This is a genomic window from Nitrosomonas sp. (assembly GCF_019635155.1).
Lineage (GTDB): Bacteria > Pseudomonadota > Gammaproteobacteria > Burkholderiales > Nitrosomonadaceae > Nitrosomonas.
In genome coordinates, this window is record NZ_JAHBZY010000002.1 from 27,938 (window position 1) to 41,571 (window position 13,634).

General features: G+C 47.2%; 13 protein-coding genes. 6 read left to right on the forward strand and 7 right to left on the reverse strand.

Annotation, left to right across the window (positions count from 1 at the left end):
* Positions 1–13 precede the first annotated feature (13 nt).
* The 7 genes from KF839_RS01750 to gatC form a co-directional block, all read right to left on the reverse strand.
* Complete coding sequence (locus tag KF839_RS01750) at positions 14–652, reverse strand: alpha/beta hydrolase (RefSeq protein WP_292916098.1); 639 nt, start codon at positions 650–652, stop codon at positions 14–16.
* Positions 653–679: 27 nt separating this feature from the next.
* Entirely contained in the window at positions 680–988 is a 309-nt protein-coding gene (locus tag KF839_RS01755; RefSeq protein WP_292916099.1) for a (2Fe-2S) ferredoxin domain-containing protein, read from the reverse strand.
* A 38-nt stretch (positions 989–1,026) separates the two neighbouring features.
* On the reverse strand, positions 1,027–2,541 hold the full coding sequence (gene ubiB, locus KF839_RS01760; protein WP_292916100.1) for a ubiquinone biosynthesis regulatory protein kinase UbiB: 1,515 nt from the start codon (positions 2,539–2,541) through the stop codon (positions 1,027–1,029).
* 102 nt (positions 2,542–2,643) lie between these two features.
* Entirely contained in the window at positions 2,644–3,243 is a 600-nt protein-coding gene (locus KF839_RS01765; RefSeq protein ID WP_292916101.1) for a ubiquinone biosynthesis accessory factor UbiJ, read from the reverse strand.
* Between the two features lie 208 nt (positions 3,244–3,451).
* A complete protein-coding gene (gene gatB / locus KF839_RS01770; protein ID WP_292916102.1) occupies positions 3,452–4,891 on the reverse strand; it encodes an Asp-tRNA(Asn)/Glu-tRNA(Gln) amidotransferase subunit GatB in 1,440 nt (479 codons plus the stop codon).
* A gap of 43 nt (positions 4,892–4,934) precedes the next feature.
* On the reverse strand, positions 4,935–6,383 hold the full coding sequence (gene gatA, locus KF839_RS01775) for an Asp-tRNA(Asn)/Glu-tRNA(Gln) amidotransferase subunit GatA (protein WP_292916103.1): 1,449 nt from the start codon (positions 6,381–6,383) through the stop codon (positions 4,935–4,937).
* Between the two features lie 70 nt (positions 6,384–6,453).
* On the reverse strand, positions 6,454–6,741 hold the full coding sequence (gatC, locus tag KF839_RS01780; protein ID WP_292916104.1) for an Asp-tRNA(Asn)/Glu-tRNA(Gln) amidotransferase subunit GatC: 288 nt from the start codon (positions 6,739–6,741) through the stop codon (positions 6,454–6,456).
* Positions 6,742–6,871: 130 nt separating this feature from the next.
* Between gatC and KF839_RS01785 the strand changes: the two genes are divergently transcribed.
* The 6 genes from KF839_RS01785 to KF839_RS01810 all read left to right on the forward strand — a co-directional run bounded on the left by KF839_RS01785 (position 6,872) and on the right by KF839_RS01810 (position 13,466).
* Complete coding sequence (locus tag KF839_RS01785; protein ID WP_292916105.1) at positions 6,872–7,930, forward strand: rod shape-determining protein; 1,059 nt, start codon at positions 6,872–6,874, stop codon at positions 7,928–7,930.
* Positions 7,931–8,002: 72 nt separating this feature from the next.
* On the forward strand, positions 8,003–8,893 hold the full coding sequence (gene mreC, locus KF839_RS01790) for a rod shape-determining protein MreC (protein WP_292916106.1): 891 nt from the start codon (positions 8,003–8,005) through the stop codon (positions 8,891–8,893).
* Between the two features lie 28 nt (positions 8,894–8,921).
* A complete protein-coding gene (gene mreD, locus KF839_RS01795; RefSeq protein ID WP_292916107.1) occupies positions 8,922–9,425 on the forward strand; it encodes a rod shape-determining protein MreD in 504 nt (167 codons plus the stop codon).
* Positions 9,422–11,335, forward strand: coding sequence for a penicillin-binding protein 2 (gene mrdA, locus KF839_RS01800; RefSeq protein WP_292916108.1), 1,914 nt, complete (start codon positions 9,422–9,424; stop codon positions 11,333–11,335). The genes mreD and mrdA overlap by 4 nt, the downstream gene beginning before the upstream one ends.
* A gap of 59 nt (positions 11,336–11,394) precedes the next feature.
* Complete coding sequence (gene rodA / locus KF839_RS01805; protein WP_292916109.1) at positions 11,395–12,495, forward strand: rod shape-determining protein RodA; 1,101 nt, start codon at positions 11,395–11,397, stop codon at positions 12,493–12,495.
* Positions 12,496–12,500: 5 nt separating this feature from the next.
* Positions 12,501–13,466 (forward strand): septal ring lytic transglycosylase RlpA family protein, encoded by a 966-nt coding sequence (locus tag KF839_RS01810; protein ID WP_292916110.1) that lies wholly within the window; start codon positions 12,501–12,503, stop codon positions 13,464–13,466.
* Positions 13,467–13,634: the final 168 nt, after the last annotated feature.

Below are 13,634 nucleotides of genomic sequence, written 5' to 3' on the forward strand. Positions count from 1 at the left end.
AGGAAGATCCCGGTTATTTTGCTGTTTCCGAGAAGTATTTCAATATCAGCTTTCTAAGTATTGTTAATTTTCCATGAAAGAAATGCTCGGCACCCGGAACAACAACGATGGGTTGTGATGCGGGTGCTGCCCATGTTAGCACTTCTTCCGTTAATACGATGTCATCTTTATCGCCTTGGATAATTAAGGCACATTGAGTCGTGTCAGGGATTGCCGGTGCATGGAGTCTTGCAACCGAAGGTGCAATCAAGATAAGAAATTCCGGTGCCAACTCCGTTGCGGCAAAGATTTGTACCGCGCCGCCAAATGAAAATCCGGCTAAGAGCAGCGGCAGATCTGCAAAATGATTGCTAAATTGCTTCCGGATTGCTTGCGTTACTGCTACGACATCTTCTGTTTCACCGATTCCGTTTGCGAAGATGCCGTCGCTTTGACCAACGCCGCGGAAATTGAATTTGACGGTAATAAAATCGAGTTCCAGCAGAGTTGTGAATAACGTATGCACTACCTTATTTTCCATGGTCCCGCCATGAAGCGGGTGAGGGTGTGCGATGATGCCGATTCCTTTTGGATTCGAGGAAGGTTCGCCTAGAACGGCTTCCAGTTTTCCAGCAGGTCCGCTTATAAAAAATTTTTGATGGGTGGTCGACAAGTTATTTTAGCTGACTGGAAGTAGCAATCAAATTCTAAGCCGCTCGACGATCTTGCCTTTAATGAGATGCTCATTGATGATTTCATCAATGTCATCTTTATCAATATAGGTATACCAAATATCCTCCGGATAAATGACAATGATCGGACCTTCGTCGCAGCGATCCAGGCAACCTGCATTGTTGATGCGAATCTTTTTTTCACCGCTCAGTTTTAATGATTTGATGCGTTGTTTAGCATAATCGCGTAATTCTTGAGCGCAAAAATTATTACAACAATTTGCGCCGCCTTCGCGCTGATTGGTGCAAAAAAAAACATGATATTGGTAGTAGCTCATGAGAGTACCTGGAATATGGAGATATGCAACATTATAGGCTAATGAAATATTTGCCAAGCAAGCAACCCGGCGAGCAGAATCGCGATGAGGGCGAGTAATCGATTCTGGCGCTTTTCTTCAGTAATTAAATCAGCCATCCTTTTTTCGATTTCATGATTGCGATTTTCCGCAAGTGCTTGGTGGATGAGGCGAGGAAATTCAGGCATGATGACGGCCCAGCCTGGCGCTTCTTTTTGAATGCGGCTGGTGAGTCCGCGCCAGCCGATTTGTTCGGACATCCAGTTTTCTAAAAAGGGTTTGGCTGTTTTCCATAGATCCAGATCGGGATCCAGATCGCGTCCCAGACCTTCAATATTGAGCAATGTTTTTTGCAATAAGACCAATTGCGGTTGAATCTCAACGTTAAATTGCCGGGAAGCTTGGAATAACTGTAGCAAAACGCGACCAAATGATATTTCTTTCAGCGGCTTATCAAAAATAGGCTCGCAGACGGCTCTCACGGCGGCTTCAAAATCATCGACGCGAGTATCTTTGGGAGCCCAGCCGGCTTCGACGTGGGCTTGCGCAACCCGTGCGTAGTCGCGACGGAAGAAAGCCAGGAAATTCTGAGCCAGGTAATTTTTATCTTGGTCGCTCAATGTTCCCATGATGCCGAAATCAACCGCAATATATCGGCCATCTTTGCCAACGAAGATGTTGCCTGGATGCATATCCGCATGGAAATAGCCATCTCGGAAAACTTGGGTAAAGAATATTTCCACACCGACACGTGCTAACTGAGGGATATCGATACCTTGTATTTTCAGCTCCTCGACATGGCTGATCGGAATTCCTTTAACGCGTTCCATAACCATGACATTGCTGCGGCAGTAATCCCAATAAACTTCCGGAACCAGCAGTAACGGAGAATTCAGGAAATTACGGCGTAACTGGCTACAATTAGCTGCTTCGCGCATCAGATCGAGTTCGTCGTCCAAATGCCTGGCAAACTCCGAGACAACCTGGCGCAGCTTCAGACGTTTGCCATCCGCCCAAAGCATCTCAGCCAGCCAGGCGCCGGTATCCATCAAGGCAACATCATGCGCGATAATAGGCGACAGATTGGGGCGCAGAATTTTGACCGCTACTTCGGTGCCGTCGTGTAATACGGCCAAATGAACTTGTGCAACAGAGGCACTGGCGAGCGGCGTCAGATCAAATTTCAAAAAAACCTCATCGACCTTTTGCCCGTACTCCGCTTCTAAAGTGGTCACTACAAGATCGGAAGAAAACGGGGGAACCTGGTCTTGCAGTTTGGCCAATTCATCGGCTACATCCTGCGGCAGAAGGTCGCGCCGGGTGGAAAGCATTTGTCCAAATTTGACAAAAATCGGGCCCAGTGCCGTTAGCGCCAAACGTAAACGTTGACCCCGCGGTTTATCCAACTTGCGCCAAAAGGTTAAAGTTTTGACAGTGACACGCAAAAATTGCAACCGGCTATGGCTGAGAACAAATTCATCCAATCCGGATTGAAACGCAACGTACAGAATTTTTATGAGGCGGAATAGGCGCATGAATGATTAGAAATCGATGACGAGCTTTGAACCCTGGCGATCAATTGATGCAACACAAATTATTTTTCATAATAAATTTTCTATAATCATCATGGCCCCGGATTATTCGCTGAACGAAGTGGTTTGCCGTATCAATCGATTTAACCGCTGTTCCAACAATTCAGTTTCCATCTGCAGATTTTTTATTTCCTCAGTCAGATTCAGCATAGCAATGGACTTGGTCAGAATGATATTTTCTTCGGTCAAGTATTCTTTAAGAGACAGAATTAAGCGATCAACATTGCCAATTTGCCACTGAACGAGATTCTTGCCGGTTCGTGAGACGCGATGCGCAGGAATATCACCGATCATTTTGCTCAGATCGTTCTCAAAGATTACGCTTAAATCGATTTGTTTTCCGATCTCAAGCAGTTCCTCTGCCAAAGCGTGATTCCCTATCGTTGTTATTTGCTCAAATACGGCAGCGTCACCTGAAAGTAGTTTGAGCAGCATGGCATGCGCCAGCACAAACGTGGCGTCGGCATCGCTATCACTCTCTGCGGCCTGCATTTGTCCTTCTTCATCAATCAGCAGTTTGAGATTGATCAAGGGGGGTATCTTTATACGCAGGGTCTTACCCGAGTGTTTTTGTAATCGCTTGCCTGCCCAAGCTTCACACCGTAATACATGATTGACGGGGTTAATTGCGACTGCTGCCAGCATTATATGTATGATTTGAAAATCTAATAATCGGAATAACAGAAAAAGCTACCGCTATTTCATTATAGTATCTGCGGGATTCTAATTAGCCGCACAGCCAGCCTTTGCATCTCGGAATGCCTGTTTGAGTATAGCACCATATTGGTCATTCATTATATGAACTGGTTGATGTTTCGCATAGTTAAAATGACTGTTTTGCAGTGAAGCCTGCCTATCCGGTGAGTTTCTTTTTCAGAATAGTATTGACTTGCGCTGGATTGGCCTTGCCTTGCGTGGCTTTCATAATCTGACCGATCAGCGAATTAAAGGCTTTTTCTTTGCCGTTACGATAGTCGGTCACTTGTTGAGCGTTGGCGGCCAATACTTCATCCACCAATTTCTCGATGGCGCTGTCATCCGAAATTTGTTTTAAGCCTTTTGCAGCAATGACCGCATCCGCATCTTTGTCGAGTTCGCCATTCCACATACTTTCAAACACTGTCTTAGCGGTTTTCCCGGAAATGGTGCCGTCACTGATACGTGTTAAAAGTGCCGCCAGTTGTGCAGAGCTAATCGGACAGTCGTTGATCTCAATACCGTCTTTGTTCAATTGTCCATTGATTTCGCCCATAATCCAATTAGCGCAGAGTTTGGCTTGCGTCGGTAATTGTTTAACAGTTGTTTCAAAATAATCCGCTGTCTCGCGTGAACTTGTCAACACACCGGCATCGTAAGCGGATAACTTGAATTCCGTTACGTAGCGGTTGCAGCGCGCTTGCGGTAGTTCCGGCAGGGTTGACTGGATTTGCTCAATCCAACCCGATGAAATTTCCAGCGGCAGTAAATCCGGATCAGGGAAATAGCGGTAATCGTTGGCGTCTTCCTTGCTGCGCATGGTGCGCGTTTCATCTTTGCTGGCATCGTACAGCCGTGTTTCCTGGCGGATTGTACCGCCATCCTCGAGAGTTTCAATCTGCCGACGGGCCTCGTAATCAATGGCTCTTTCGAGGAAACGGAATGAATTCAGATTTTTGATTTCGCAACGTGTGCCGAGTTTGTCCGAGCCGCGTGGGCGTACCGAAACATTGGCGTCGCAGCGAAACGAGCCTTCCTGCATGTTGCCGTCGCAAATACCGATCCAGCGCACCAATGCGTGCAGCGTTTTGGCGTAAGCCACTGCTTCTATGCTGCTACGCAGGTCCGGTTCGGAGACGATTTCCAGCAACGGCGTACCCGCCCGGTTCAGATCGATACCGCTCATGCCATGAAAATCCTCGTGCAGAGACTTGCCTGCATCCTCTTCCAAGTGCGCCCGGGTTAAACGGATACTCTTGTCGACGCCGTCGGCTTGTATGACAATGCTCCCGCCTTGCACTACCGGCAATTCGTATTGACTGATTTGGTAACCTTTCGGTAAGTCGGGATAGAAATAATTTTTACGCGCAAAAATCGACGGTGAATTGATTTTTGCACCAACCGCCAATCCGAATTTAATAGCACGTTCTACCGCGCCTTTGTTCAAAACCGGCAATACGCCAGGCAATGCCAGGTCAATGACGCATGCTTGCGTATTCGGCGGGGCGCCGTAGGCGGTAGAGGCGCCCGAGAAGATCTTGGAATGTGTTGACAGTTGCGCGTGAACTTCAAGACCGATGACAATTTCCCACTGCATGATAGGTTCTTCTCAGATAACGTATATTATTAACAAGGAATTACTAAATAGGTGATTGTAAATGCCAATTGGTGACCAGTTGGTATTGATGCGCGGCATTGAGCAGGTGCGCTTCCTTAAAATAATTACCGATGATGTGCAAGCCAATCGGGCGGTTTTTATCGCCAAAGCCGATCGGGATCGACATCGCCGGCATACCGGTCAGATTGGCGGCGCTGGTGTAAATGTCCGATAAATACATCTGAATCGGGTCACCGCTTTTTTCTCCGAGGTTAAATGCCACTGTCGGTGTCGTCGGACCCATAATCAGGTCGCATTGTCGATAAGCGTCGGTGAAATCCTGCGCGATCAGGCGGCGCAGCTTTTGCGCTTTAATGTAATAAGCATCGTAATAACCATGTGATAATACGTAAGTGCCGATCAGGATGCGCCGCTTGACTTCCGCACCGAAGCCTTGCGCACGGGTTTTGCGGTACATATCGGCGAGATCGCTATATGATTCGGCGCGATAACCATAGCGAACGCCATCGAACCGCGATAAATTGCTTGAAGCCTCGGCGGGCGCTAACACATAATAAACCGGGATCGACAGCGGCGCATTCGGCAACGAGATCTCAACGGTTTGTGCGCCGAGTTTACGATATTCATCCAGCGCTTTGTCGACTGCGCTGGCGACGTCATTACTCATGCCAGCGGCAAAATACTCCTTAGGCAGGCCGATACGCAGACCATTGAGCGGTTTTTGCAGATCACGTCCATAATCTTCGGTTTCGCGCTGTAAGCTGGTGGAGTCACGCGCATCAAAGCCGGTCATGACATTCAGTAATAACGTCAGATCTTCGGCTGATTTGGCCATTGGGCCGGCTTGGTCGAGACTGGAAGCAAAAGCGATCATGCCGTAACGGGATACTAATCCATACGTCGGTTTAATACCGGAGATGCCGCATAGCGCAGCGGGTTGACGGATCGAGCCGCCGGTATCGGTGCCGGTGGCGGCAGGCGCCAACCTGGCAGCAACCGCGCATGCTGCGCCACCGGAACTGCCGCCGGGCACCGCAGCTGGGTCCCAAGGGTTTTTCACCGAGCCGAAAAATGATGTTTCGTTACTGGATCCCATGGCAAATTCGTCCATATTGGTTTTGCCGATATTGACGGCGCCGGCTTGATTGAATCGCTCGATAACGCCTGCGTCGTAAGGGGAAATAAAGTTTGACAGCATTTTCGAGCCGCATGTGGTTAACCAGCCTTTGGCGCAAAAAATATCTTTTTGTGCAATCGGGATACCGGTTAACGGCCCCGCTTGTCCGGCGGCAATCATTTTGTCGGCTGTTTGCGCTTGCGCCAAACTCATTTCTTCGTTAATCGTGATGAATGCATTGTATTCCGGATTAAGTTGCTTGATACGCCGCAAAAAATCGGACGTGAGTTCTGTGCTGGAAATTTTCTTTGCGGATAGTTGATCTGAGAGTTGCTTAAGACTGTCGTTAAACATGGCTATTGCGGGATTGTAAAAAATAAAATGTTGCGTGAAATTGTTATATTTTTATTTTCAGTGCCTTTTTTTATTCTATAACTTGAGGAACCAGATAGAGATCCGCTTCAACTTGCGGGGCGATCGATTGATATAGTGCATGCTGGTCAGTTTCCGTGATTTCGTCCTCCCGTAACCGCTGAAAGACATTCTGCGCATGAGACATGGGTTCCACCTCAGTGGTATCGACGGCTTGCATGGATTCAATCAAATTAAAAATACCGGATAACTGATCCAAAGTTTCTGTTGCTTCGCTATCGTTTATCTCAATATAGGCAAGATCAGCAATCCGTTTTACATCGTTAACAGACAAAGTCATTTTATATGGGGAATCTTATATTCAAAGAAGTATTAGGGTATCATGCCGCAGTTTAACCGGCGTATTATTTTTTGCCGGTTTTATTTATCATTCGCTCTCATCATAATTATTAATATCGGATTCTGCCACTATGTTTAATTTCTTGAACAACAGTATTCTTGGAAGTTATTTTTCAACAGACATGGCGATTGATCTGGGTACGGCCAATACGCTGATATATGTTCATGGCCAAGGTATCGTACTGGATGAGCCCTCTGTAGTGGCTATTCGTGAAGAAAGCGGCGCTAACGGAAAAAAAATGATTCAGCAGGTCGGTCTCGCGGCCAAACAAATGCTCGGGCGCACACCGGGGAATATTACCGCAATTCGTCCGATGAAAGACGGTGTGATTGCCGATTTTACCGTGACGGAGCAAATGCTCAAGATGTTTATCCGTAAGGTGAATCCCCCGCGTTTGTTTTCCGCCAACCCGCGTATCGTCATTTGTGTACCTTATGGCTCAACGCAAGTGGAGCGCCGTGCAATCCGGGAAGCGGCATATGGTGCGGGTGCCCGCAAAGTGGAGTTGATTGAGGAACCGATGGCGGCAGCATTGGGCGCTGACCTGCCAGTGGAATCACCGACCGGTTCAATGGTGGTTGATATTGGTGGCGGTACTACGGAAGTCGGTGTGATTTCGCTGGGCGGTATCGTCTATTCCAATTCTGTTCGTGTGGGTGGCGATAAATTTGATGAAGCGATTATTAACTACATTCGCCGCAATTACGGCATGTTGATTGGTGAAGTGACTGCAGAAATTATTAAGAAAGAAATCGGATCGGCTTTTCCGGGTTCCGAAGTCCGCGAAATTGAAGTGAAAGGCCGTAATCTTGCGGAAGGGATACCACGAAGCTTTACAATCTCGAGTAATGAGATATTGGAAGCGCTGGCGGAACCGCTCAATAGTATTGTGAGCGCTGTTAAATCAGCATTGGAGCATACCCCGCCTGAGCTGGGTTCGGATATTGCCGAGAAAGGGATGGTGATGACGGGTGGTGGTGCATTGTTGCGGGATATTGATCGATTACTCATGGAAGAAACCGGTTTATCCGTGATTGTTGCCGATGATCCGTTGACTTGTGTCGTGCGCGGCGCTGGCATCGCGCTGGAGAATATGGATCGGTCCATCGGTATTTTTGCGCGCGACTAGAAATGATTTGATTTTTCCATTCTTTCTTGTGTATCGCTTCGGAAACGATCAAATGATTGAGTACGGAACGTAATGGAGAAAACGCCTCAGTTTTTTAGAAATGGCCCTGGCCCGTTTGCGCGTTTATTTGTATTCGCATTACTCTCGTTTGCGCTGATTGCCGAGGATACCCGTTTTAATTATTTTCCACAGTTGCGGCAAACTATCGGCGTACTGATTCATCCGTTGCAAAAAATCGCATATTTCCCTGTCGTTGTTTATGATCAGCTAGAGGCGTTTATTGCCAGTTTTTACCTGTTGGAGGAAAATGCCAAACTGCGTCAATTATACTGGGATCGCCGTGAGCAATTGCTGAAACTGGAGGCGCTGGAAGCGGAGAATTTTCATTTGCGCAGGCTATTGGGAGCAGCTCAGGAAATTCAAGCCAATAGTAAGACAACAACGGTATTGGCTGAGATTTTATCGTCACCGCGTGATCCGTTTAATCATAAAATTACAATCAATAAAGGTAGTTTCCACGGTATTCAGCTTGGACAAGCGGTTATCGATGACCAAGGTATCATTGGACAAGTAACGCGGCTCTATCCATGGTCGTCCGAAGTGACGCTGCTGACCGATAAGGATCATTCCGTGCCGGTGCAGGTGGTTCGGAATGGTTTGCGTTCGATTGTTTCAGGCAGTGGCAAGAATAATGAATTGGAACTGCGATACTTGTCGATCAATACGGATATCCAGCGAGGCGATCTGTTAGTGACTTCCGGAATCGGGGGAATATATCCACCGGGCATTCCGGTTGCTATTGTTGAAAAGATCGAACAAGACCCTGCCGGTGACTTTGCGTTGATCATCAGCATGCCGGTGGCAGGTGTGGAACGAAACCGACAGGTATTGGTTCTGTCTTTAGTACAATCGGAACTTAACGAATCCTCAGAGGTGCCGGCAATTGAACCGGGAGAGAATTAAAGAAAATAATGTGATTCAGGAAAGCTATATGGAACAGGATATGTATGTTCCTGCGAGTAGCTGGTTTATCGCTATTAGTCTGGTGGTAGCCTTGATACTGAATTTTTTGCAATTGCCTGAGAGAATTGCGTTCTTACGTCCTGACTTCGTTGCGCTCCTGATCGCTTATTGGAGCATTAATCATCCAGAAAGAATGAGCATGAGCGTGGCTTTTGGTATGGGTCTCATGATGGATGTCGGTAATGTCAGTATATTGGGTCAGCACGCGCTGGCCTATTGCGTGGCTATGTATCTCACCATAGTCTTTGGACGCCGTTTAAGGTTGTTCAGCGCGTTGCAGCAAGCGCCGCAGATTGGTCTCGTGCTGTTTATCATGCAGGTTGTTATTGTTTTGATTGCAGTCTCCACTGGCGCATCATTAGTCGATTGGCAATTTTTTCTTGCTGCCGTATCCGGCAGTATTGTCTGGGTGCCGATGTCTTTATTGCTAACATTGCTGCTACAGCCTAAACCTGATCCCGATGCGTTATGAAGCAGCATGTAGAGTTACGAAACCTCGCTGCTGAATTAAGCAAATTTCGCATTCGCCTCGCTCTAAGCGCGGGTTTTATGCTCGTGTTATTTTTCATTCTCTATGTACGATTCTATTATCTGCAGGTTACTCAACAAGAGCACTACCATACCTTGGCGGAAGCAAATCGTATTTCCATTCTTCCGATAGTTCCTAATCGGGGGGTGATTCTTGACCGCCATGGTCAGGCGCTGGCGCAAAACTACTCGGCTTACGCTCTGGAAGTGGTGCCTAGTAAAATCAAAGATCTTGACGCGACTCTGGATGAGTTGTCGACATTGATCGAGATTACTCCAACGGATCGACAGCGTTTTAAGAAATTATTGAAAGAAAGCAAACGTTTCAAAAGCCTTCCCATTAGGAGCCGCTTGACCGATGTGGAAATCGCAACTTTTGCCGCAAATCGTTATCGTTTTCCAGGTATTGAAATCAAAGCAAGGGTGTTTCGGCAATACCCTGAGAAAGAAATTGTTTCACATGTGATCGGTTATATTAGCCGCATCAATGATCAGGACCTCGAACATCTGGAACGTAACGGAGAGTTGAACAACTATCGCGGCTCACAGTACATAGGAAAAATTGGTATCGAACAGAGCTATGAAAAATACCTGCACGGTATCACCGGTTTTGAGGAGGTGGAAACTGATGCGGCAGGTCGCTCCATTCGTGTTTTATCTCGTACGCCCCCTATTTCGGGCAATAATTTAATCCTTTCTTTAGATTTGGGATTGCAGCAAGCTGTAGAAAAGGCTTTTGGCGATCGGCGCGGAGCGTTGGTTGCCTTGGATCCGAATAATGGCGAAGTGTTGGCGTTTGTCAGTAAACCCGGGTATGACAATAATCTTTTTGTTGGCGGGATCGATCATGAGAATTGGAAATTGCTGAACGAGTCGATTGACCGGCCGCTCAATAACCGGGCATTGCGCGGTGTATATCCGCCAGGGTCAACGTTTAAGCCTTTCATGGCGTTAGCTGCGTTGGAATTGGGGAAACGTACGCCGGAATACAGTATGAATGACCCCGGGTTTTTCTCATTACCGGGTGTCGATCGGCGTTACCGCGATTGGAAACCGGGTGGTCACGGCAGAGTCGATTTGCATAAATCATTGGTTGTATCATGCGATACGTATTATTACAGTCTTGCGAACGATCTCGGCATCGATAATATTTATGATTTCATCAGTCAATTTGGATTGGGCCGGAAAACGGGTATTGATGTTGAGGGTGAAGTTTCGGGTTTATTGCCGTCGGCTGCCTGGAAGATGAATCAATACAAGCAGAAGTGGTATGCCGGAGATACCATCTCGGTTTCAATCGGGCAGGGATACAATTTGACTACACCGTTGCAGCTTGCTTTTGCCACGATGTTGATTGCCAATGACGGTAAAGCGTTTCAGCCGCATTTTGTTAAACAGATTCAGGACAGTCATACCGGTGAAATCAGGGAGATTCCGCCGCAATTGCTCTATACCCTGGATCTGAAGTCCAAGCATCTTGAAGTGGTAAAGAGGGCATTGGTGGATGTGACTCAGCCGGGTGGTACGGCGGCAAAAGCCGGAGCCAATGCAGCTTACACATTTGCGGGGAAAACCGGGACATCGCAGGTAATCGGTATCAAACAAGGTGAACGTTACGACGAGAAACGCATCAATGAGCGGCACCGCGATCACGCAATGTTTATCGCTTATGCTCCTGCGGAGAAGCCTCAAATTGCTTTGGCGGTATTGGTGGAGAATACCGGAACAGGTGGTTCGACAGCGGCGCCGATTGCCCGGCAAGTATTTGATTATTTTTTGTTAGGGCAGATGCCGGAAACAACAGTGGCGCAACTGGCTGAGTTGGCCGAAGATCACGACCATGATCATTTGTGAAAATCCTTTGTCGATACCATCAGCAGCCATTCCTGGAATGGCGTTGAACTGATAGATGCATGATTGAATTTAAAACCATCTGGCATTACCTTACGCGCTATGTCGATAGTTTTTTACTAATCGGGCTGCTGGCGCTCATGTCCGTTGGATTGTTTGTGCTTTATAGCGCGACCGGGGCAAATATAACCCGGGTCAGTAATCAATTTTTCAATATGCTGATCGCCTTGGTGATCATGTGGATGGTCGCGAATATTCCTTTGCAGCAAATCATGCGTTTGGCATTGCCACTCTATCTTATCGGGCTTGTATTACTCGTGAGTGTCGCGCTATTTGGAGAGATTAATAATGGTGCCAGACGCTGGTTGAATATCGGAATTACCCGGATTCAGCCTTCGGAGTTGATGAAAATCGCCATTCCGCTGATGATGGCTTGGTACTTTGATAAGCATGAAATTACCTTAAGGCTGCGCGATTATTTGGGGGCGACAATTTTATTGATGCTGCCAGTGCTTTTGATTTTGCGGCAACCGGACTTGGGAACTGCATTATTGATTGCGGCCAGCGGTTTTTATGTGCTGTTTTTGGCAGGATTGTCTTGGCGCATCATGATTGGATTATTGTTGACGGCATCGGCAAGCTTGCCAATTTTCTGGACATTCATGCATGATTATCAGCGGCGCCGCATTATGACATTGCTTGATCCGACGCAAGATCCGCTGGGAGCCGGTTATCATACAATCCAGTCGTCGATTGCGATTGGTTCCGGAGGCATTGGTGGCAAGGGATGGCTTAACGGCACGCAGACCCAATTGGATTTCTTGCCCGAACAAAGCACAGATTTCATCTTTGCTGTCTTTTCCGAAGAATTTGGTCTTATTGGTAATACTATGTTATTATTACTTTATTTCCTGGTAATCGGGCGCTGCTTAGTGATCACTGCAAATGCTTCAACACAATTTACAAGACTGATTGCCGGCTCGATCACACTCACGTTCTTTACGTATATTTTTGTCAACATGGGCATGGTGAGCGGAATTCTTCCAATTGTGGGCGTACCGTTACCGTTGATTAGTTATGGCGGCACTTCCATGGTGACAATGTTACTGGGTTTTGGTATTTTGATGAGCATTCAAACACATCCTAAGCTAGTAAAAACATGATAGACATGAACTCTGACTTACGGTTATACGGAAAGCGTTTTTTTTCATTCGCATGGGTTACCGCTGGGTATTTGCCAGTACTGTTGATTGCATTACTGACTGCATGCAGTAGCACTCCTCACTATAGCGGCGCGACTCAATCTAAACATTTGTCTTCGGCTGCTACATCCAAATCGGATCCCGGTAGCCGGGTTGTCTCGCTGACCAAAAGAGGGGGGGGATATTATCTTGATGATGGCCCTGAAGATAATCCTCCGCCAAATTTACATTTGGTTCCGGATGCGATTCCCAAGGCTGAACCATTGCGCCAGGCCAATATGCAACCGTATGTCGCTCTGGGTAAAACCTTTAAGCCGATGTCTAAACTGGGGCTTTATAAACAACGCGGAGTTGCTTCTTGGTACGGGCGCCGTTATCACGGGAATAATACGGCTTCGGGCGAAGTCTATGACATGTACGCAATGACGGCAGCGCATCCGACGCTACCGTTACCGAGTTACGTCCGGGTAACCAATCTGGATAATGGTAAATCGGTGATCGTGCGGCTCAACGACCGCGGCCCATTTTTGGCCGATCGTCTAATTGATTTGTCTTACACTGCTGCTTATAAACTAGGGATATTGGCGGCTGGCAGTGGCCGTGTGGAGGTTGAGAGCATCCTGCCGGATAATGACTCAATGACATTGGCCATTTCCAGTCCCTCGCGGTCATTACCTGTGGCGGATAGCAATACTGAGATGACTCTGGTTTATTTGCAGTTGGGAGCCTTTGGCTCATCGGATAATGCCCAGAATTTTCTGGCGCAAGTGCAGAAAAGAATTCCTTCTTTGAAGGATTCCGTCAACATTTCAAGAAATAATGGGTTGTACAAAATTCATGCGGGACCATATCCCGATCAAGCGGTTGCCAAACTGGCGGCGAATACGATTAGCCGGCACCTGGCGATTACACCTATCGTGGTGACTGACTAAGCAAAGTAAGCAAAGCAAAAAAAATCCCTATTGCGAGCAATAGGGATTAAAGGGCCTCGTCATAAAATCGTTCATCACAATCAGCGGTTGAATGTAAAACATCTTCATCAGTAAAGTATCGCCACGTTTTTTACATTCCGCTTCGATACTTGGATCGATTGCGATTAA

Coding starts and splice junctions, on each gene's coding strand:
- mreD (WP_292916107.1), top strand. CDS start 8,922: ATGGAACAGGATATGTATGTTCCTGCGAGTAGCTGGTTTATCGCTATT.
- rodA (WP_292916109.1), top strand. CDS start 11,395: ATGATTGAATTTAAAACCATCTGGCATTACCTTACGCGCTATGTCGAT.
- KF839_RS01785 (WP_292916105.1), top strand. CDS start 6,872: ATGTTTAATTTCTTGAACAACAGTATTCTTGGAAGTTATTTTTCAACA.
- KF839_RS01810 (WP_292916110.1), top strand. CDS start 12,501: ATGAACTCTGACTTACGGTTATACGGAAAGCGTTTTTTTTCATTCGCA.
- gatA (WP_292916103.1), bottom strand. CDS start 6,383: ATGTTTAACGACAGTCTTAAGCAACTCTCAGATCAACTATCCGCAAAG.
- gatC (WP_292916104.1), bottom strand. CDS start 6,741: ATGACTTTGTCTGTTAACGATGTAAAACGGATTGCTGATCTTGCCTAT.
- KF839_RS01765 (WP_292916101.1), bottom strand. CDS start 3,243: ATGCTGGCAGCAGTCGCAATTAACCCCGTCAATCATGTATTACGGTGT.
- KF839_RS01755 (WP_292916099.1), bottom strand. CDS start 988: ATGAGCTACTACCAATATCATGTTTTTTTTTGCACCAATCAGCGCGAA.
- ubiB (WP_292916100.1), bottom strand. CDS start 2,541: ATGCGCCTATTCCGCCTCATAAAAATTCTGTACGTTGCGTTTCAATCC.
- mreC (WP_292916106.1), top strand. CDS start 8,003: ATGGAGAAAACGCCTCAGTTTTTTAGAAATGGCCCTGGCCCGTTTGCG.
- mrdA (WP_292916108.1), top strand. CDS start 9,422: ATGAAGCAGCATGTAGAGTTACGAAACCTCGCTGCTGAATTAAGCAAA.
- gatB (WP_292916102.1), bottom strand. CDS start 4,891: ATGCAGTGGGAAATTGTCATCGGTCTTGAAGTTCACGCGCAACTGTCA.